This window comes from Corallococcus sp. CA041A, from assembly GCF_003612075.1.
GTDB lineage: Bacteria > Myxococcota > Myxococcia > Myxococcales > Myxococcaceae > Corallococcus > Corallococcus exiguus.
This window is the reverse complement of sequence record NZ_RAWF01000691.1, coordinates 1-425: the sequence shown is the minus strand read 5'-3', so window position 1 is coordinate 425 and position 425 is coordinate 1. Positions and strand designations below refer to the sequence as shown.

Genomic DNA, 425 nt, shown 5'->3' with positions numbered 1-425 from the left:
GCCAACCCGAATGACGTCCTGCTCCTTATCGGCCTGGCAACGCTGGGCTACCTGGCGATTCTGCTGTGCGCCACGCTGTTCATCTCGGTGTTGCTGGTGCTGACGCGCTGGTACAAGGATTCCGAGATGGTGGTGTGGTTCACCTCGGGCATCAGCCTGACGGATTTCATCCGACCGGTTCTGCGCTTCTCGCTGCCGTTCATCGTGCTGGTGGCGCTGCTGGCGCTGTTCGGCTGGCCGTGGGCCAACCAGCAGAGCGCGCTGTTTCGAGACCGCTTCGAGCAACGCGATGTGCTGTCGATGATCTCCGCCGGCCGCTTCATCGAGCCCGCGCACGGCAACTATGTGCTCTTCATCGAGGGCGTCGATAGCGGCATGAAGCACGCCCGCAACCTGTTCGTCGCCAATGCCGAGCAGGACAAGAT

1 protein-coding gene is annotated in these 425 nt (G+C 62.4%); it reads left to right on the top strand.

Annotated features, from left to right (window positions below):
- A partial coding sequence (locus D7V77_RS42720) for an LptF/LptG family permease (RefSeq protein ID WP_120581781.1) occupies positions 1-425 on the top strand: 425 nt, incomplete at both ends.